Below are 18,284 nucleotides of genomic sequence, written 5' to 3' on the forward strand. Positions count from 1 at the left end.
CTATGACAGGCGTGTGACAAATGGCCGATGGCAGCGCCGTTGATCACGCTGCCTCACTGTCGGATAGTCAATCAGAAGATTAGCGGCCACCTGCCGCATCAATAAAGGTGCCGGTGACGTAAGAAGCGGCATCACTTGCCAGCCAGATGATAGCTGCGGCGATCTCTTCGGCCTGACCGCCGCGCTGCATCGGTAGTGAGCTGGCAACACGATCAACTCTGCCTGGTTCCCCCCCATCCGCGTGCATCTCGGTATAGATTAAGCCCGGCCGCACGCTATTGACGCGAATGCCCTGCGCCGCCACTTCCAGTGATAAGCCTTTGGTCAGGGTATCCATAGCCCCTTTTGACGCCGCGTAATCAACATACTCGCCTGGTGCACCGAGACGCGCTGCCGCTGAGGAGACATTGATGATCGAACCGCCCTGCCCGCCGTGTGCGGTGCTCATGCGCTTTACCGCTTCACGACAGCAGATAAAGGTGCCAGTAACGTTGGTGGCGAACACGCGCTGAATACGTTCCGCATCGAGATCTTCTACGCGGCACTGCGTAAATAAAATCCCGGCATTATTGACCAGCACGCGCAGGTTGCCTGCCTGCTGATCAAGCTGTTGAAACATGCGCACGACCTGAGCCTCATCGGCGATATCCGCCTGCACGGCAAAGGCGCTGCCGCCCTGTGCTTCGATCTCAGTCACGACCTGCTGAGCCTCAGTGGCGCGCTTACGATAGTTAACTGCAACACGATAACCCGCCTGCGCCAGCATCAAGGCTGTTGCGCGTCCAATGCCACGGCTACCGCCGGTGACTAATGCGAAATCCATGTTGCCTCCAAATAGAAAAAGGGCCGATTTCTCGGCCCTTAGATTAGGGATCAAAATGTGTTTAGCCAAAATAATTTGAGTTGCACAAAGTAGCAGTCACCACTCATCCCGGTAATCCACAGTAGTCCGTGAACGGGATGAATGGGAGCGACCAACGCCATGGCACCCCCCAGCACAACCGCTAAATTATTGGTATTCGCTCATTGGAACACAGGAGCAGAACACGTTGCGGTCACCAAACACATCATCCAGACGCTTCACGGTTGGCCAGTATTTGTTGGCGCTACCCGCCGGGAACACCGCCAGTTCGCGGGTGTACGGATGCGCCCACTCGCCAACGATCTCCATCTGAGTATGAGGTGAATTTACCAGTGGATTATCCTCGGCTGGCCATTCGCCATCGGCGACGCGGTCGATCTCCATGCGGATGGAGAGCATTGCATCGATAAAGCGATCCAGCTCGATTTTGCTTTCTGATTCCGTTGGCTCAACCATCAGTGTTCCGGCCACCGGGAAGGACATGGTTGGCGCGTGGAAGCCGTAATCGATCAGACGTTTGGCAATATCCAGCTCGCTGATGCCGGTCTGCTCTTTCAGCGGACGGATATCGAGAATACATTCGTGCGCCACGCGACCATCGCGACCTGCATACAGAATCGGATAAGCCGATTGCAGACGGCTGGCAATGTAGTTGGCATTCAGAATGGCTACCGAACTCGCCTGCTTCAGACCTTCCGCGCCCATCATGCGGATGTACATCCAGCTGATTGGCAGAATCGAGGCACTACCGAATGGTGCGGCAGAGACCGCACCTTGCTGCGTCAGCACACCATCAATTTGCACCACGCTGTGACCCGGTACAAACGGAGCCAGATGCGCTTTCACACCAATCGGTCCCATACCTGGGCCGCCACCGCCGTGCGGAATGCAGAAGGTTTTATGCAGGTTAAGGTGCGAGACATCTGCGCCGATGTAACCTGGCGTGGTGATGCCCACCTGGGCGTTCATGTTGGCGCCATCCAGGTAAACCTGACCGCCATACTGATGCACGATCTGGCACACTTCACGAATGGTTTCTTCGTACACGCCGTGGGTTGAAGGATAGGTCACCATGATGCAAGACAGCTCATCGCCAACCTGAGCGGCTTTCTCACGCAGATCGCCGAGATCGATGTTGCCTTGTTTATCACAGGCCACCACCACCACTGCCATGCCCGCCATCTGTGCGGAAGCCGGGTTAGTACCGTGCGCAGAACTTGGGATCAGGCAGACATTACGTCCACCTTCGTTGCGACTCTCGTGATAACGACGAATCGCCAGCAGACCAGCATATTCACCCTGCGCACCGGAGTTTGGCTGCATGCAGAGCGCATCGTAACCGGTGAGCTGTACCAGCCACTGTGACAGCTGGCCAATCATCTGCAGATAGCCTGAAGCCTGTTCTGCCGGGCAGAATGGATGCAGCTCGGCGAATTCTGGCCAGGTGATCGGGATCATTTCGGCTGCGGCGTTGAGTTTCATGGTGCACGAACCGAGCGGGATCATCGCCTGGTTCAGCGCCAGATCCTTTTTCTCCAGGCTGTGCATGTAACGCATCATCTCGGTTTCGCTGTGATGACGGTTAAACACTGGATGGGTCAGGAACTCGCTTTCACGCGACATGCCTGCCGGGATCGCGCTGTTTTCCGCGGCTACGCTGGTATCCAGAGCATCAATATCCTGACCGTGCGCATCACCCAGCAGAATGGCAAACAGCGTCTGCACATCTTCGCGTGAGGTGGTTTCATCCAGCGTGATACCCACGCCGTTGAGCACGTCACTGCGCAGGTTGACGCCAAAGCTCAGCGCGCGATTCAGCACTTCGGCTTTATCGGCGACTTCAACCGTTAAGGTATCGAACCAGCTGTTGTGACGCAGCTTCAGTCCACCGTTTTTCAGGCCAGCGGCCAGAATACTGGTCAGACGATGAATGCGCGAGGCGATGCGCTTCAGGCCCGCCGGACCATGATAAACCGCATACAGGCCGGCGATGTTTGCCAGCAGCACCTGTGATGTACAGATGTTGGAGTTGGCCTTCTCACGACGGATGTGCTGCTCACGGGTCTGCATCGCCATACGCAGTGCAGTGTTGCCTGCAGCATCACGTGAAACACCGATGATACGACCCGGCATTGAACGTTTGTGCTCATCGCGGCTGGCGAAGAACGCAGCGTGTGGACCGCCGTAACCCATCGGCACACCAAAGCGCTGAGCGGAACCAAAAACGATATCTGCGCCCTGCTTGCCCGGTGCTTCTAACTGCACCAGCGCCATGAAATCGGCGGCCACGCTCACCACCACTTTGCGGCTTTTCAGCTCGGCAATCAGTGCACGGTAGTCATGCACTTCACCGCTGGTGCCCACTTGCTGCAGCAGCACGCCAAACAGGTCGTCGTGATCCAGCGCTTTGCTGGCGCTGTCGATGATCAGTTCAAAACCAAAGGTTTCTGCACGCGTGCGCACCACATCCAGCGTTTGCGGATGGATGTCTTCGGCGATAAAGAATTTACCGGCATTTTTCAGTTTGCTGACGCGCTTCGCCATCGCCATCGCTTCGGCGGCGGCAGTGGCTTCATCGAGCAGTGAAGCAGAGGCGATATCCAGACCGGTTAAGTCCAGCGTCAGGGTCTGGAAGTTCAGCAGCGCTTCAAGGCGGCCCTGCGATACTTCTGGCTGATACGGGGTGTACGCGGTGTACCAGCCTGGGTTTTCCAGCATGTTACGCAGGATAACCGGTGGGGTGATCACGGCACTGTAGCCCATGCCGATCCAGGATTTGTAGATTTGGTTCTGACTGGCAATGGCTTTCAGCTCTGCCAGCGCTTGCTGTTCGGTCGCGGCATCACCGACCGCAGGCGGGCCTGGCAATTGGATGTCGGCAGGCACGATGGCGCTGATCAGTGATTCCAGAGAGCTGGCACCAATCGCTTCCAGCATGGTGGCCTGCTGCGCGGGTGTAGGACCGATATGGCGCTCAATGAAGGCACCGTTGTGTTCAAGCTGGCTGAGAGTCTGGGTCATTTGCAGTAAATCCTGAATCGGGCTGAGTTACAAAAATGGCATTAAATCAGGCAGATAAAAAAGAAGGCGCTGCAATGCAGCACCTCCGATGACTACCGGTTACTCGTCGATAGCGCCTTTGTAGGCATCGGCGTCGAGCATCGAATCAAGTTCTGAAACATCGCTGGCTTTGATACGGAATAACCAGCCTGCGGCGTACGGTTCGCTGTTGACCAGCTCCGGTGCGTCGGCCAGCTCTTTGTTCACGGCAACGATTTCACCGCTCAGTGGTGCATAGATGTCTGAGGCAGCTTTCACGGACTCCGCGACGGCACAGTCATCACCGGCAGCGAAAGTGGCGCCCACATCAGGCAGATCCACAAACACCATATCGCCCAGCAGTTCCTGCGCGTGTTCGGTGATACCCACGGTGAAGGTGCCATCGGCTTCTTCACGCACCCACTCGTGACTATCGCGGTATTTCAATTCATTAGGCACATTGCTCATCGCCATTTCTCCTGAAAAATTACTGAGCGACCGGCTTGCCGGCGCGAACAAAAATCGGTTTGGTGACTTTCACCGGCATTTCACGATTGCGGATCTCTACAATCGCTTGCTCACCAATGCCCGCTGGCACACGTGCCAGCGCGATGCTGTAACCCAGCGTCGGGGAGAAGGAACCACTGGTAATAATACCCTGCTGTGGCTGACCTTGTTCATCGGTGAAACGCACCGGCAAGCCGTTTCGTAACACCCCTTTTTCGGTCATGATCAAACCCACCAGCTTTTCAGTGCCATGTTCACGTTGCGCTTCTAGCGCCTCGCGGCCGATGAAATCGCGATCGGCAGGTTCCCAGCTCACCGTCCAACCCATATTGGCCGCCAGCGGTGAAACGCCTTCATCCATTTCCTGACCGTAGAGATTCATCCCCGCTTCCAGACGCAGCGTGTCACGCGCCCCCAGGCCAGCCGGTTTGACGCCTGCCGCCAGCAGCTTCTGCCAGAAATCAGCCGCTTCACTGTTCGGCATCGCAATTTCATAGCCAGCTTCACCGGTGTAACCGGTGGTGGCGATGAACAGGTTTTCGCTTTGCACACCGAAGAACGGTTTCATGCCCGCTACAGCTTCACGCTGCGCCGCAGTAAACGACGTCTGTGCTTTCTGCTGCGCCTGCGGGCCTTGTACGGCAATCAGCGCCAGGTCGTCACGCTCGGTGAGTTCGACACCAAACGGCTGAGCGTGCTGTTTGATCCACGCCAAATCCTTCTCACGCGTCGCGGAGTTCACCACTAAGCGGAAAAAGTCTTCGGTCATAAAGTAAACAATCAAATCATCAATGACGCCAGCCGAGGCATTCAGCATGCCGGTGTAGAGGGCTTTGCCGGGTTGCGTCAGTTTGGCGACATCGTTGGCCAGCAGATAACGCAGGAATTCACGGGTGCGGACACCGTGCAGATCGACGATGGTCATGTGGGAAACATCAAACATACCGGCATCGTTGCGCACCACATGATGCTCATCCATTTGCGAGCCGTAATGCAGTGGCATCATCCAGCCATGGAAGTCCACCATGCGCGCACCGCATGCCTGATGCTGTTCGAATAGAGGCGTTTGCTGAGTCATAACCATCCTGTGAAAACAAGTGAGTGTGACGCGCCTGCGCCGCCTGTACAGGCTGACGCAAACGTTCTCTTTGTGCTGAAGTTACCACCGAACGCGGCGATTAACCATAAGGAAAACGAGGGCGAAACAGTACCACCCTTCAGCACGCACCAAACCCACCACAGCACAATTCACTGCATTTTTGTGATTAACCGCGCATAAAATACAATTAATAACGATAAACACAGCCTGATAATGGAACGCACGCCTCAGTACGGGAAATAGGTCCGGCGAACCCGCGACACCTTCATTAGTTAAAGTAATGCGAATTGGCGAGTAAAATTAGAATAAATCAAACGAGGCGCAATTTGAGTGCAGAGGCGCACCAGAGCAGTGCATAGGGGTTAAAAACAGTTTAAGTGCGGTTTTTTTACTGAACCGCAGTGTCCCATCACTACATGAGCAATATCAGGATGGGTTTCAGGTATGACGGCGCAGTGAATCAAGCAAAAAAATGGCGCCTGTATCGGCGCCATTTGAAGAGAGTTTAGCGAATCCAGCTGGGCATATCATTCAGCCCCATGGCCTGCTTCAGCATCATCGGTTTGACGCCCGGCAATGTGTCAGCCAGTTTCAATCCCACATCACGCAGTAGCTTTTTCGCCGGATGGGTGCCGGCAAACAGCTCACGGAATCCCTGCATGCCCGCCAGCATCATTGCCGCACTGTGCTTGCGGCTGCGCTCATAACGACGCAGATACAGGTGCTGCCCGATATCTTTGCCTTCCTGATGCAGACGACGAATTTCACCGATCAGTTCCGCGGCATCCATGAAGCCAAGGTTAACGCCCTGTCCGGCCAGCGGATGAATGGTGTGCGCGGCATCGCCCACCAGTGCCAGGCGGTGCGCGGCAAAGTTACGGGCATAGCGCGCCATCAGTGGGAAGGTTTTGCGCTCGCTTTCAACATGGCACAAGCCGAGGCGCATATCGAAGGCGACCGACAAATGCTGGTTGAATAATGCTTCTGGCATCGACTGCACGCGGGCCGCTTCCTGCGGTGAGAGCGACCAGACGATAGAGCACAGGTGCGGGTCCTGCATAGGCAGGAACGCCAGAATGCCGTCGCCATGGAACACCTGACGCGCAATCGCATCGTGCGGCATATCGGTGCGGATATTGGCGACCAGCGCGTGATGATCGTAATCCCAGAAGGTAATCGGGATATCGGCTTTGTCGCGCAGCCACGAGTTTGCCCCATCCGCGGCAATCAGCAGGCGCGCACTCATCATGCTGCCGTCCTGCAAAGTGACGAACGCTTCGTTGTCGCCAAAGGCCACCTGCTGCAACTGCGCAGGGGCAAATAAGGTGATATCGCTGCACTGACTGGCGCGCTGCCACAGTGCGCTGTGAATCACTTCGTTTTCAATAATATGGCCGAGATGGGATAAGCCTTGCTGCTCATCATCAAAGCTGATGGAACCAAAGCTGTCTTGATCCCACACTTCCATGCCGTGATAGGCACTGGCGCGCAACGCCAGGATGCTGGACCAGACATCCAGCTTTTGCAGCAGACGTTCGCTGGCAGCATTGATCGCCGAGACGCGAATCGATGCGGCGCTCGATGGATCAAATTGTGGCTCAGGTGCTTTCTCCAGCACGGCAACACGCAGGCCGCTGCCCTGTAATCCGCAGGCGACGGCCAGACCTACCATACCGCCACCGGCAATAGCCACATCAAATGTTTGCATTGCTGCCCCTTAATTCATGCTCAACGCTTCACCCAGCCGAGCGTGCGCGCGGCAAGTGGGTTTCGCAGCCATGGCAGATGGTCCATTGCCACCAGCCCAAGATTTCTTCCCGCCACTAAGGGCGCATAACGATTGGCAAACAGCCGCACCAGGCCATCGGTCACGCCGATTGTCGCGGCGCGATCCGGTTGACGGCGTGCAGCGAAGTGCTGCAAAACGCCATAGCCGCCAACATCCTGCTGCTGACGATGCGCGCCTGCCAGCGTTTCCGCCAGCGACATCACATCGCGCAAGCCCAGGTTAAAACCCTGGCCCGCAATAGGATGCAGCGTTTGCGCCGCGTTGCCCACCAACGCCAGGCGATGCGCCACCTGACGCTCTGCGGTTTGCAGCCCCAGCGGATACACTTCGCGCTGGCCGGCATGGGTGAAACGCCCTAAGCGCCAGCCAAACGCCAGCTGAAGCTCGCGCAGGAAAGTTGCATCATCCCACTGTTTCACCGTGGCTTCAGCCTCAACGGGGTGGCACCACACCAGCGACATGCGATTGCCAGACATCGGTAACAGCGCCAGCGGGCCGTACTCGGTAAAGCGTTCAAACGCGCGACCCTGATGCGGCTGCTGCGTGGTGACGTTGGCGATCACCGCCAGCTGCTGGTAATCGTCCCGCTGCCAGCTGATGCCACAGGACGCCGCAAGGGGCGAACGTGAGCCATCGGCTGCCACCAGCAACTCGCCCTGTAGCTGCTCGCCGCTGTTGAGTGTCACCGTGACAGATTCAGCTGATCGCACCACCGTCGTGACGTAATCCGGGCAGCGCAGCGTCACACCAGGCGCACTTTTCAGACGCTGGAACAGGCGCTGACCCACATCAAACAGCTCAACCACCTGCCCCAGCGCTGGGACCTGATAATCATCCGCCTTGAGCTGCACAAAACCGGTGTGGCCACGGTCAGAGACGTGAATATCCGTGATCGGCGTGCCGCAATCTGCGAGCGAGCGCCATACATCGATATCCGCCAGCTGCTGACAGGTGCCCGCCGCTAACGCAATCGCCCGGCCATCAAAGCCCGGATGTTTGCGGCTATCCGGCAGACTGCGCTCAATGAGCGTGACGGGCAGTTGGCCTTGCGTCAGATGCGAAATCGCCAGCGCCAGGGTTGCCCCGGTCATGCCGCCGCCTGCAATCAAAATGCTCATGCGTGGCGTGCCGCTGCCATCAAGGCTTCAATTGCGTCGGCATCTTTTACTACGCTGTCGGTCAGGTTTTCGTTGCCGTCAGCGGTGATCACGATGTCATCTTCGATACGGATACCGATACCGCGATACTGCGGTGGGACTTTCGCATCCGGCGCAATGTACAGGCCAGGTTCAATGGTCAACACCATGCCCGGTTCGAGAATGCGGTCACGGCTTGGTGTACCGTAATGGCCGACGTCATGCACATCCAGCCCCAGCCAGTGACTCAAGCCGTGCATGAAGAACGGGCGGTGCGCCTGCTCTTCGAACAGCGTATCGATATTGCCTTCCAGAATGCCGAGATCGACCAGACCGGTGATCATGATGTGCACCACTTCGTCATTGACGTCGTGGATGCTGATGCCAGGGCGGAACATCGACAGCGCTTTGTACAGCGAGGCCAGCACGATGTCGTAAATCTCGCGCTGAGGTTGCGTGAATTTGCCATTAACCGGGAAGGTGCGGGTGATGTCCCCGGCATAACCGTGGAATTCACAACCCGCATCAATCAGCACCAAATCACCATCGCGCATTTCACTTTCGTTTTCGGTGTAATGCAGGATGCAGCCGTTCTCACCCGATCCCACAATGGTGTTGTAAGAAGGGAAACGTGCGCCGTGGCGATTGAATTCATGGTGAATTTCGCCTTCGAGCTGATACTCAAACATCCCCGGACGGCAGGCTTGCATCGCACGAGTATGCGCTAGCGCACTGATTTTTCCCGCACGGCGCAGGATTTCAATCTCAGCTTCGCTTTTGAACAGGCGCATATCGTGCACCCACGGACGCCAGTCGGTGACAGTGGCAGGCGCGCTGAGATTCTGACGGAAGCCGCGCCGCAGTTTTTCCAACGCGCTGAACACCCGTTGGTCAGCTTCTGCGTACTCACCCTGAGCGTGATACACCACATCAAGCCCGTGGAGCAGCTGATGCAATTGCTCACCGATGTCATCCCACGGTAAAGCGCGGTCAACGCCAAGCTTAGCGGGTGCGGCATCTTGCCCGAGGCGGCGGCCAAACCAGATCTCAGCGGTAAGGTCGCGAACACGATTGAACAGCACGCTGTGGTTATGCTTGTCATCACTTTTGATCAGCACTAGCAGCGCCTGCGGTTCATTGAACCCGGTGAAATACCAGAAGTCGCTGTTTTGGCGGAAGTTGTATTCCGTGTCGTTGCTGCGGGTCACTTCAGGTGCAGCAAAAATCAAAGCGGCGCTGCCAGGTGCCATACGGGCAATCAGCGCCTGACGACGTTGCTGGAAAGTATCCAGTGTAATCATGTTTGCACTCCCTGTTGAAACGGGCACCACGCGCCCGCAATAACGCACTTAGTGTAACGTTGGCTTTTGCACTTCCGGCGCAGTTGGTGTGTGCTGACGAGTGAATGTGTCATGGCAAAGCAAGGCCGCCACGCGCACATACTCAATCACTTCTTCCAGCGACTGCTCCAGCTCTTCCTGATCTTCATCTTCGTCGTAACCGAGCTGCGCGATGGTGCGCAAATCATCAATCGCTTCGCCGGTTTCGCCAGTGACTTTATCCAGCTTCGGCTGCGTAACGCCTAAGCCGAGCAGGAAATGATTGACCCAGCCCGCGAGCGCATCCGCGCGATCGAAGACGGTGATGTCATCATCTTCCGGCAGCATCAGCTGGAACATGAAACCCTCGTCTTCCAGCGTATTGCTCAGATTTTCATGCAGCGCCTGCAGCGGCTGTGACAGGCTTTGTGAAAACGCCATGCCTTCGTTGGTGAGGTCATGGACCATGGTTTTCCAGCGGGTGTCTTTATTGCCACCACACAAAATGCCGGACAGCAATCCGTGCATTTCGGCTGGCGTCATGCCCACGCCCTGCTGAGAAAGGGCTGCGGCTAGCGCGTTGTAACCAGGAGTTTCGTTCTGTAAAGACATAGGCTTTGGTCGTCGTTGGCAGAATAAGTTCGTGTTATGCTACCACCAGGTGCCTCAGGGTTTCCAGAAAAGGGGTTGTAACTTATATCGCGGCTCTATATAGTTGCGCACCTCCCAACCCATTGACAGGTAAGGGAGATGCGAACAGAGTAATCAGTCAGGATGGTGGCATGTCTGCACAACCGGTAGATATTCAGATTTTTGGTCGTTCATTGAGAGTAAATTGTCCTCCCGAACAGCAAGATGCGCTGAATCTGGCTGCTGAGGATCTCAATCAACGGTTGCAAGATTTAAAAGTTCGCACTAGAGTCACCAATACAGAGCAACTGGTGTTCATCGCCGCCTTAAATATCTGCCACGAGCTGGCACAGGAAAAAGGCAAGACGCGCGACTATGCAGCAAACATGGAACAACGTATCCGCATGCTGCAGCAGACCATTGAACAAGCATTAGTTGAGCAAGGTCGCATAACTGATCGCCAGGGCCCTAAATTCGAATAACACTTCATGGTACTCGTGTTAGAGTAACGGTGAAGTCAATTTTCTCTGAGATGTTTGCAAGCGGGCCAGTCCCCTGAGCCGATATTTCATACCAACAGAATGTGACGCTCCGTAACCTGTGAGCATGCTCGGTCCGTCCGAGAAGCCTGATGGTTGCGACGGCATATTCACCTTGAACCAAGGGTTCAAGGGTTACAGCCTGCGGCGGCATCTCGGAGATCTCCTCTTTCGTCCCCTTCGCCAGAGACTCATGTTTCAGCAAGGCGGCAAGCAAATGAATCCCAATTAGCTTAACAAATTGAGTGATTGGGGTGCATGAGCGCAGTTAACCCCCTGTACCTGAAGTATGACGCGAATCTCCCGCTTCGCATGATATAGTTGGCCAAATAGCCGACTCTGCCGGGGGGCATCATGACCGCACCTTCCCTACTTGATCGCCAGGACATTCGTCAGCATGTGCGCCATCTGCGTCGCAACCTTACGCCTGAACAGCAGGAACAAGCTGCCGATCTGCTCGCCGAGCACGCTATCAACTTTGCGCCTATCGCTAATGCTCAACGCATCGCGCTGTTTTTATCTGTCGATGGCGAAATCAACACCCGCCCGCTGATTGCCAAGCTGTGGCAGCAGAAAAAGCAGGTTTATTTGCCGGTACTGCATCCTTTCGCTCCCGGCCATCTGCTGTTCCTGCGTTATACACCTGAGACCTCACTGACCCCGAACAAATTGCGCATCCCGGAACCGCCGCTGGATATCACGCAGATGGCCACACTCGATCAGTTGGATGTGATGCTGGTGCCGTTAGTGGCATTTGACCACCAGGGTCAGCGATTGGGCATGGGGGGAGGTTTTTACGATCGTACCCTGCAGCACTGGCAGCAGCATGGCTTTTTACCGATGGGCATTGCGCACGATTGCCAGCGTGTTGAGGCATTGCCAGTCGCGGCATGGGATGTCCCCTTGCCTGCTATTTTGACGCCGTCAAAGCTGTGGCAATGGGATAGCGCCGAACGATAAAACAAAGGGCGCCAAACGATGTGGCGCCCTGAGCAATCAGCAAGATGAACGGGCACACTCGGTGCCCTGAATCATCAGTACAGCAGACGGGCGCGAATGGTGCCCGGAATCGCTTTCATCAGCTGCAGCGCTTTTTCCGCCACATCTTCTTCTGCATCGATATCGATAACCACATAACCCATCACCGGAGAAGTTTGCAGATACTGAGCGGCGATGTTGATGCCCTGCTCGGCAAAGATCTGGTTAATCGCGGTCAGCACGCCAGGACGGTTCTCATGGATGTGCAGCAAGCGGCTGGCGCTGGCAGCGTGCATCGGCAGAGACACTTCCGGGAAGTTAACCGCAGATAGCGTAGAACCGTTGTCAGAGTATTTCGCCAGCTTGCCCGAGACTTCCAGACCGATGTTCTCCTGCGCTTCCTGAGTAGAACCCCCGATATGTGGCGTCAGGATCACGTTATCAAACTCGCACAGCGGTGAGTTGAAGGGATCGCTGTTGGTCGCCGGCTCAACCGGGAAGACGTCGATGGCCGCACCGGACAGATGCTTGTTAGCCAGCGCATTGCACAGGGCTGGGATATCAATCACGGTGCCGCGTGCGGCGTTGATCAGCAGTGCACCCGGCTTCATCAGCGCCAGCTCTTCTGCCCCAATCATGTTCTGCGTTGAGGCGTTTTCTGGTACGTGCAGGCTGACCACGTCGCTCATGTTCAGCAGATCGGACAGGTGGCGAACCTGAGTCGCATTACCCAGCGGCAGTTTGGTTTCGATATCGTAGAAGAACACGTGCATGCCCAGGCCTTCTGCCAGTACGCCCAGCTGCATGCCGATATGGCCGTAACCAATGATGCCCAGCTTCTTACCACGCGCTTCGAACGAGCCGTTAGCCACTTTGTTCCAGATACCACGGTGTGCTTTGGCGTTCGCTTCAGGAATCCCGCGCAGCATCAGCAGCATTTCACCAATTACCAGCTCAGCCACCGAACGGGTGTTAGAGAATGGCGCATTGAAGACCGGCACACCGCGTTTTGCGGCCGCATTCAGGTCAACCTGGTTGGTACCGATGCAGAAGCAGCCTACCGCGACCAGCTTCTCAGCCGCCGCAAAGATCTCTTCAGTCAGTTGGGTACGGGAACGGATACCAATGAAGTGCGCATCGCGGATGGAGGACTTCAGCGACTCCGCATCCAGTGCCCCTTTGTGGAATTCGATGTTGGTGTAACCTGCAGCACGCAGATTATCCAGTGCACTCTGGTGAACGCCTTCCACCAGCAGGAACTTAATCTTGTCTTTTTCCAGTGATACCTTTGCCATTTCCCGACCCTATTCAGAATTCAACGAGGACTACCATAAGGTAGCCTTCTGCCAAAATATCAAAAATTTCGAGCGCGGCAATACAAACGATTGCCTGACCGCCAGCACGCGCCCACGTTGAGGCAGCACAAAGCCGTACAAAATCGTGGGATGCGAGTGCGCCGAAGTACGAACCTGCTGTTGATGAATCTTTTGTGACATAAGTCACCAAATTTCACCCCAGCAAGAAAAGATGTTTTGCAGATGGAAATAACCGGCGCAGCACTCGCGCCGGTGAGTACGCTATCAGATCAATAAGTGATGGTTTTCACACCCTCTGCCGTGCCGATCAACGCCACATCAGCACCACGCGCAGCAAACAAGCCCACGGTGACCACGCCCGGCAGTGCATTGATGGTTTTTTCCAATGCAATCGGGTCGAGAATACGCAGATTATGCACGTCGAGAATAATGTTGCCGTTGTCGGTCACCACGTTCTGACGATACTCCGGCTGGCCCCCCAGCTTCACCAGTTCACGCGCGACAAATGCACGCGCCATCGGAATCACTTCCACCGGCAGCGGGAAGTTACCCAGGATATCCACCTCTTTGGAGGCATCCGCAATGCAGATGAACTTCTTCGCCACCGCTGCGACAATTTTCTCACGCGTCAGCGCTGCGCCGCCGCCTTTGATCATCTGCATCTGTGGATTGATTTCGTCCGCGCCATCAACATACACCGACAGCTCATCCACATTATTCAAATCAAAAACCGGAATCCCCAGGGCTTTGAGTTTTTCCGTCGAGGCTTCCGAACTGGAGACCGCGCCTTCAATTTGATCTTTCATGGTGCCGAGCGCATCAATAAAATGCGCCGCTGTTGAACCGGTGCCAACGCCAACAATGGTGCCGGGTTGCACGTATTGCAGTGCTGCCCAACCAACCGCTTTTTTCAGTTCATCCTGGGTCATGGTATGTTTAAAACCTGTGCGACATCGAAGTGCGCGTAGTATAAAACAAGGCGTCGTGAAAATGCGCGGCTGTTAACGCATCGATTTAAGCCTTTGGAAGCCAGCCCGCAAAAAAGCGCCGCAGCACAATATGACAGTTTTGTGGCATAGTACTTTCCATCCTGAACGAGAGAGAACAACAATGAAACGCCCGGATTATCGAACGCTTCAGGCGCTGGATGCTGTGATTCGCGAGCGCGGTTTTGAGCGTGCGGCCCAAAAACTCTGCATCACGCAGTCTGCGGTGTCACAGCGCATTAAACAGCTGGAAAATTTATTTGGTCAGCCGCTGCTGGTGCGTACCGTGCCGCCGCGTCCGACCGAGCAAGGACAAAAACTGCTGGCACTGTTACATCAAGTCGAGTTGCTGGAAGAAGAGTGGCTGGGTGATGACAACGGCGGCACCACGCCATTGCTGCTGTCACTGGCGGTCAACGCCGACAGTCTGGCGACCTGGCTGCTGCCTGCGCTGAAAGATGTGCTGGCCGATTCACCGGTGCGCCTGAATCTGCAGGTCGAAGATGAAACCCGTACTCAGGAACGCCTGCGTCGTGGTGAAGTGGTTGGTGCTGTCAGTATTCAACCGCAGCCGCTGCCGAGCTGTCTGGTGGATCAATTGGGTGCACTGGATTATCTGTTCTGCGCCTCGCCGGATTTTGCTGCGCGCTACTTCCCGAATGGCGTCACGCGTTCGGCTTTGTTGAAAGCTCCCGCGGTGGCGTTTGACCATCTCGATGATATGCATCAGGCGTTTTTACAGCAGAACTTTGATCTGTCCCCGGGTAGCGTACCGTGCCACATTGTTAACTCGTCGGAAGCCTTCGTGCAGCTGGCGCGTCAGGGTTCGGTGTGCTGTATGATCCCGCACTTACAGATTGAGCGTGAACTGGCACAAGGGGATTTGGTGGATTTGACGCCGGGTCTTTATCAGCGTCGCATGCTTTACTGGCACCGCTTCGCGCCAGAGAGCCGCTTAATGCGCAGCGTGACGGATGCATTGATTGCACACGGTCATCGCGTATTGCGTCAGGATACGGCGACAGCCTAATCCCAATTACCGATGAGCATAGCGGCGCGGTTTATCGCATGAATGAACAGCAGTATTGCTGCCGTTCAGCGCCATAAATCACGCCGCTATGATTCAACACATCAGATTACTGAGCTGTATTCGGCTTAATCTCGAACACCACATCCACCTGATCGTCAAAGTGAATGCTCTGCTGCTCATAGGTCTGCTGCGCGGTGGTATCCGCAGGTGCGGCAGCCGCTTTGTACATGCGCGCCATTGGCATTGGCTGATAGTTCGCCACGTGATAGCGGATGCTGTATACCGGGCCTAATTTCGCATTAAAGCCTTCTGCCAGCGCACCGGCCTGCTGAGTGGCGTTAGCAATCGCCGCTTTGCGCGCCTGATCTTTATAGGCATCAGCATTCGCCACGCCCAGCTCTACTGAACGGATTTCATTCAGGCCGGATTTCAGCGCGCCGTCCAGCAACTCATTCAGTTTATCCAGCTGACGTAAGGTCACCTGCACCTGACGCACCGCACGATAACCTTTCAGTACGGACTTCCCTTCTTTGGTGTAGTCATACTCGGGTTGCGTGCTCAGGTTTGCCGCATCAATATCTTTCTTTTCGATACCGCTCTTTTGCAGGAAATCGAAATATTGCGCCACGCGGTCATCAGCTTGTTTTTTCGCATCTGCCGCATCTTTCGAAGAAACATTCACCACGATGGAGAGTGTCGCGATATCCGGACGGGCATCAACGCTTGCCTGACCTGAGGTCACAACATGCGGGCCATTCGGGACTTCACCCGCTTGTACCATCGCTGACATTACGCCCGTGCTCATAACGGCGGCCAGCGCCAGTGCTTTCAGTTTCACGAAAGTCCTCCTTGAAGGTTCAATTTACAGGTCGCCACTATGGCTAAACCTAAAACACATTACTATGCGTGATGGTCTGAGTTTGAAATCACCAAAAAGTTCGGATAACGGCGGTTTTAACGTATCCGCGATCGCAAAACTATGCTGACAGATTCGCGGAAAGTTCGCCTTGGTGTTTCTATTAAAGAAACAATTCTAGCCTCCGGGAGAGTTGTATTATGACAGAACAGCCCCTTAGCCACAGCGCCGTTGCCGTTCGCGCCGGACGTACCCGATTCCTGATGTTAGGCCTGGTGTTTATCAACATCATCATCAACTACATGGATCGCACCAATCTCTCCGTGGCCGCCACGCAAATGGCCGGCGAACTGCGCTTTACGCCGATGGAGATGGGGTTGATCTTCTCGGCATTTGGCTGGATCTATGCGGCGCTGCAGATCCCCGGAGGCTTTCTTATCGATCGTCTCGGCGCGCGACTGGTGTATGGCGTAGGACTGTTTGCCTGGTCATTGATCACCGCTCTGCATGCGCTCGCCAACAGCTTCGGTGCGCTCTTCGGACTACGTCTGGGCGTTGGTGCTTTTGAAGCGCCGGTGATGCCTTCGAATAACCGCGTAATATCCAGCTGGTTCCCGGAACAGGAGCGTGCCAGCGCCATCGGCATTTACTCCTCGGCCCAGTTCGTTGGACTCGCCTGCATGACGCCACTTCTGTTTCACGTGCAGGATGCCTTTGGCTGGCGCGGACTGTTTCTGATCACCGGTGTGGCCGGGATGATCTGGGCGCTGGTGTGGTATCTGCTTTACCGTGAGCCACATGAGCATAAAGGCGTGTCAGAAGCCGAATTAAACTACCTGCGCAGCAACGGTGCCTTACTCGAGAGCCGTCAGCACACGCTGCAGCCGAAGGCCCGCTGGGCCGATCTGGCACAAATGTTCCGCAGCCGCAAACTGGTGGGTATCTATATCGGCCAGTTCACCATCTCCGCCACCTTTTGGTTCTTCCTCACCTGGTTCCCGACCTATCTGGTGGAGTATCGCCATATGGGCTTCATTAAAAGCGGCTATGTGGCTTCCGTTCCCTACTTCGCCGCTTTCTGTGGCGTACTGCTGGCAGGTTTCGCTTCGGATCGCATGATACGCCGAGGCGTGTCGCCCAGCGTGGCGCGTAAATTGCCGGTGATCCTTGGCCTGTTCCTGACGCTGTTTATTCTTGGCGCCAATTACACCGACGACGCCACGCTCATCGTGCTGTTTATGTCGCTGGCGTTTTTTGGCAACGGCCTCGCGACCATCACCTGGGTGTTTGTCACTGCACTGGCGCCGCGCCATCTGATTGGCTTAGCGGGCGGCGTATTCAATTTCACCGGTGCGCTTTCCGCTATTGTGGTGCCGATTGCCATTGGCGCGTTGATCGATGGCGACAATTTCGCGCCAGCACTCGGCTTTATTGCCGTGCTGGCCGCGATAGGCATTTGCAGCTATCTGTTCGTGGTCGGGAAAATCGAGCATGTCAGCGCGCACTGATCAGCACTTTCGCCAGCGACTGCAACTGCGTCACCCGCTGCTGCAGATGCGCATCGTCTGCCTGCCAGATTTTGGCAAACGCCAGCGCTGCGCGGTTGTTATTGATTGGCTGCGCCATGCTGATTTCGCCGTCATCACGGTGCCAGATCAAGTGGTTTGCATCACGCTTGCGCGCCAGCAACGGCGCCATCTGCGCCCACTGTTCGTCGGTAAATCGTGGACGCAACTGCTCATCACTCTCTGTCGCCAGCAGCGACACACCAATCACCGAATGCCACGCCGGCAGCATGCGGAAACCGGCCAGCGCCTGGCTGGCACTGGTGCGCTCACCCGGTTCGGAGTGCCAGATGTAAATCACCTGGTCCTCCCACAACACGCCCAGCGCCACCACGATGTCGCGTGGCGCGTGTGCTTCCAGTTGCGGCAGCGCCTGGGCAAACAGCGAGGAGCCGCGAATCGCCTGCGCCGCCAGAGCATGAATCCCCGGGCCGGGCAAATAGCGGCGATGTTCGTCCTGAATCGTCAGGCCAATCGAGGCCATGGTCATCAGCAGGCGGTTAACGCGTGTGCTGTTCATGTCCATCTGTCGCGCCAGTTCACGGCAGCCCACGGCTTTATCGCTGGAAACCAAATACTGCAAGCAGCGAATCCCATCAATCAGGCTTTGGTTGGGTTGAGAAGACATAGTTC

16 protein-coding genes and 1 other RNA gene are annotated in these 18,284 nt (G+C 55.8%); 5 read left to right on the forward strand and 12 right to left on the reverse strand.

Annotated features, from left to right (window positions below; translation table 11 throughout):
- Window positions 1–79 precede the first annotated feature (79 nt).
- From CRO33_RS09880 to CRO33_RS09915, 8 genes are all read right to left on the reverse strand, one after another.
- Window positions 80–823, reverse strand: coding sequence for an SDR family oxidoreductase (locus CRO33_RS09880; RefSeq protein WP_097118025.1), 744 nt, complete (start codon window positions 821–823; stop codon window positions 80–82).
- A gap of 186 nt (window positions 824–1,009) precedes the next feature.
- Window positions 1,010–3,883 (reverse strand): aminomethyl-transferring glycine dehydrogenase, encoded by a 2,874-nt coding sequence (gene gcvP, locus CRO33_RS09885; RefSeq protein WP_097118026.1) that lies wholly within the window; start codon window positions 3,881–3,883, stop codon window positions 1,010–1,012.
- 99 nt (window positions 3,884–3,982) lie between these two features.
- Window positions 3,983–4,369: a glycine cleavage system protein GcvH gene (gcvH, locus tag CRO33_RS09890; protein WP_097118027.1), complete on the reverse strand. Its 387-nt coding sequence runs from the start codon at window positions 4,367–4,369 to the stop codon at window positions 3,983–3,985.
- Window positions 4,370–4,388: 19 nt separating this feature from the next.
- Complete coding sequence (gene gcvT / locus CRO33_RS09895) at window positions 4,389–5,486, reverse strand: glycine cleavage system aminomethyltransferase GcvT (protein ID WP_097118028.1); 1,098 nt, start codon at window positions 5,484–5,486, stop codon at window positions 4,389–4,391.
- A gap of 526 nt (window positions 5,487–6,012) precedes the next feature.
- Complete coding sequence (gene ubiI / locus CRO33_RS09900; protein ID WP_097118029.1) at window positions 6,013–7,215, reverse strand: FAD-dependent 2-octaprenylphenol hydroxylase; 1,203 nt, start codon at window positions 7,213–7,215, stop codon at window positions 6,013–6,015.
- 20 nt (window positions 7,216–7,235) lie between these two features.
- A complete protein-coding gene (gene ubiH / locus CRO33_RS09905) occupies window positions 7,236–8,414 on the reverse strand; it encodes a 2-octaprenyl-6-methoxyphenyl hydroxylase (protein ID WP_097118030.1) in 1,179 nt (392 codons plus the stop codon).
- Window positions 8,411–9,733 carry a Xaa-Pro aminopeptidase gene (pepP, locus tag CRO33_RS09910; protein ID WP_097118031.1) on the reverse strand — a complete coding sequence of 441 codons (1,323 nt, stop codon included), beginning with the start codon at window positions 9,731–9,733 and terminating at the stop codon, window positions 8,411–8,413. The genes ubiH and pepP overlap by 4 nt, the downstream gene beginning before the upstream one ends.
- Before the next feature lie 48 nt (window positions 9,734–9,781).
- Entirely contained in the window at window positions 9,782–10,363 is a 582-nt protein-coding gene (locus CRO33_RS09915) for a YecA/YgfB family protein (RefSeq protein ID WP_034823202.1), read from the reverse strand.
- 170 nt (window positions 10,364–10,533) lie between these two features.
- Here CRO33_RS09915 and zapA point away from each other — a divergent pair, with 170 nt between their 5' ends.
- The 3 genes from zapA to CRO33_RS09930 all read left to right on the forward strand — a co-directional run bounded on the left by zapA (window position 10,534) and on the right by CRO33_RS09930 (window position 11,880).
- A complete protein-coding gene (gene zapA, locus CRO33_RS09920; protein WP_034823204.1) occupies window positions 10,534–10,863 on the forward strand; it encodes a cell division protein ZapA in 330 nt (109 codons plus the stop codon).
- 39 nt (window positions 10,864–10,902) lie between these two features.
- A non-coding RNA gene (gene ssrS, locus CRO33_RS09925) (6S RNA) lies at window positions 10,903–11,086 on the forward strand.
- 188 nt (window positions 11,087–11,274) lie between these two features.
- Complete coding sequence (locus CRO33_RS09930; RefSeq protein WP_097118032.1) at window positions 11,275–11,880, forward strand: 5-formyltetrahydrofolate cyclo-ligase; 606 nt, start codon at window positions 11,275–11,277, stop codon at window positions 11,878–11,880.
- 74 nt (window positions 11,881–11,954) lie between these two features.
- On the opposite strand, the gene serA is transcribed toward CRO33_RS09930, so the two are convergent.
- Window positions 11,955–13,193 (reverse strand): phosphoglycerate dehydrogenase, encoded by a 1,239-nt coding sequence (gene serA / locus CRO33_RS09935; RefSeq protein ID WP_034823209.1) that lies wholly within the window; start codon window positions 13,191–13,193, stop codon window positions 11,955–11,957.
- 290 nt (window positions 13,194–13,483) lie between these two features.
- Window positions 13,484–14,143, reverse strand: coding sequence for a ribose-5-phosphate isomerase RpiA (gene rpiA, locus CRO33_RS09940; RefSeq protein WP_058961895.1), 660 nt, complete (start codon window positions 14,141–14,143; stop codon window positions 13,484–13,486).
- 181 nt (window positions 14,144–14,324) lie between these two features.
- Between rpiA and CRO33_RS09945 the strand changes: the two genes are divergently transcribed.
- Entirely contained in the window at window positions 14,325–15,230 is a 906-nt protein-coding gene (locus CRO33_RS09945; protein ID WP_034823211.1) for a LysR family transcriptional regulator ArgP, read from the forward strand.
- A gap of 106 nt (window positions 15,231–15,336) precedes the next feature.
- On the opposite strand, the gene CRO33_RS09950 is transcribed toward CRO33_RS09945, so the two are convergent.
- Window positions 15,337–16,068, reverse strand: a complete 732-nt coding sequence (locus CRO33_RS09950) for an oxidative stress defense protein (RefSeq protein WP_097118033.1) — start codon at window positions 16,066–16,068, stop codon at window positions 15,337–15,339.
- Window positions 16,069–16,286: 218 nt separating this feature from the next.
- Between CRO33_RS09950 and CRO33_RS09955 the strand changes: the two genes are divergently transcribed.
- A complete protein-coding gene (locus CRO33_RS09955) occupies window positions 16,287–17,594 on the forward strand; it encodes an MFS transporter (RefSeq protein ID WP_097118034.1) in 1,308 nt (435 codons plus the stop codon).
- On the opposite strand, the gene CRO33_RS09960 is transcribed toward CRO33_RS09955, so the two are convergent.
- The gene (locus CRO33_RS09960) at window positions 17,581–18,279 is read right to left on the reverse strand and encodes an IclR family transcriptional regulator domain-containing protein (protein WP_097118035.1); all 699 of its coding nucleotides are present in this window, start codon (window positions 18,277–18,279) and stop codon (window positions 17,581–17,583) included. The genes CRO33_RS09955 and CRO33_RS09960 overlap by 14 nt on opposite strands.
- Window positions 18,280–18,284: the final 5 nt, after the last annotated feature.

It is taken from the genome of Pantoea sp. GL120224-02, from assembly GCF_900215395.1.
In the GTDB taxonomy this organism is placed as follows: domain Bacteria; phylum Pseudomonadota; class Gammaproteobacteria; order Enterobacterales; family Enterobacteriaceae; genus Pantoea; species Pantoea communis.

Excerpts from the sequence above, each read along its gene's own strand:
- CRO33_RS09880 (WP_097118025.1), bottom strand. The coding sequence starts at position 823 with ATGGATTTCGCATTAGTCACCGGCGGTAGCCGTGGCATTGGACGCGCA.
- gcvP (WP_097118026.1), bottom strand. The coding sequence starts at position 3,883 with ATGACCCAGACTCTCAGCCAGCTTGAACACAACGGTGCCTTCATTGAG.
- gcvH (WP_097118027.1), bottom strand. The coding sequence starts at position 4,369 with ATGAGCAATGTGCCTAATGAATTGAAATACCGCGATAGTCACGAGTGG.
- gcvT (WP_097118028.1), bottom strand. The coding sequence starts at position 5,486 with ATGACTCAGCAAACGCCTCTATTCGAACAGCATCAGGCATGCGGTGCG.
- ubiI (WP_097118029.1), bottom strand. The coding sequence starts at position 7,215 with ATGCAAACATTTGATGTGGCTATTGCCGGTGGCGGTATGGTAGGTCTG.
- ubiH (WP_097118030.1), bottom strand. The coding sequence starts at position 8,414 with ATGAGCATTTTGATTGCAGGCGGCGGCATGACCGGGGCAACCCTGGCG.
- pepP (WP_097118031.1), bottom strand. The coding sequence starts at position 9,733 with ATGATTACACTGGATACTTTCCAGCAACGTCGTCAGGCGCTGATTGCC.
- CRO33_RS09915 (WP_034823202.1), bottom strand. The coding sequence starts at position 10,363 with ATGTCTTTACAGAACGAAACTCCTGGTTACAACGCGCTAGCCGCAGCC.
- zapA (WP_034823204.1), top strand. The coding sequence starts at position 10,534 with ATGTCTGCACAACCGGTAGATATTCAGATTTTTGGTCGTTCATTGAGA.
- CRO33_RS09930 (WP_097118032.1), top strand. The coding sequence starts at position 11,275 with ATGACCGCACCTTCCCTACTTGATCGCCAGGACATTCGTCAGCATGTG.
- serA (WP_034823209.1), bottom strand. The coding sequence starts at position 13,193 with ATGGCAAAGGTATCACTGGAAAAAGACAAGATTAAGTTCCTGCTGGTG.
- rpiA (WP_058961895.1), bottom strand. The coding sequence starts at position 14,143 with ATGACCCAGGATGAACTGAAAAAAGCGGTTGGTTGGGCAGCACTGCAA.
- CRO33_RS09945 (WP_034823211.1), top strand. The coding sequence starts at position 14,325 with ATGAAACGCCCGGATTATCGAACGCTTCAGGCGCTGGATGCTGTGATT.
- CRO33_RS09955 (WP_097118034.1), top strand. The coding sequence starts at position 16,287 with ATGACAGAACAGCCCCTTAGCCACAGCGCCGTTGCCGTTCGCGCCGGA.
- CRO33_RS09960 (WP_097118035.1), bottom strand. The coding sequence starts at position 18,279 with ATGTCTTCTCAACCCAACCAAAGCCTGATTGATGGGATTCGCTGCTTG.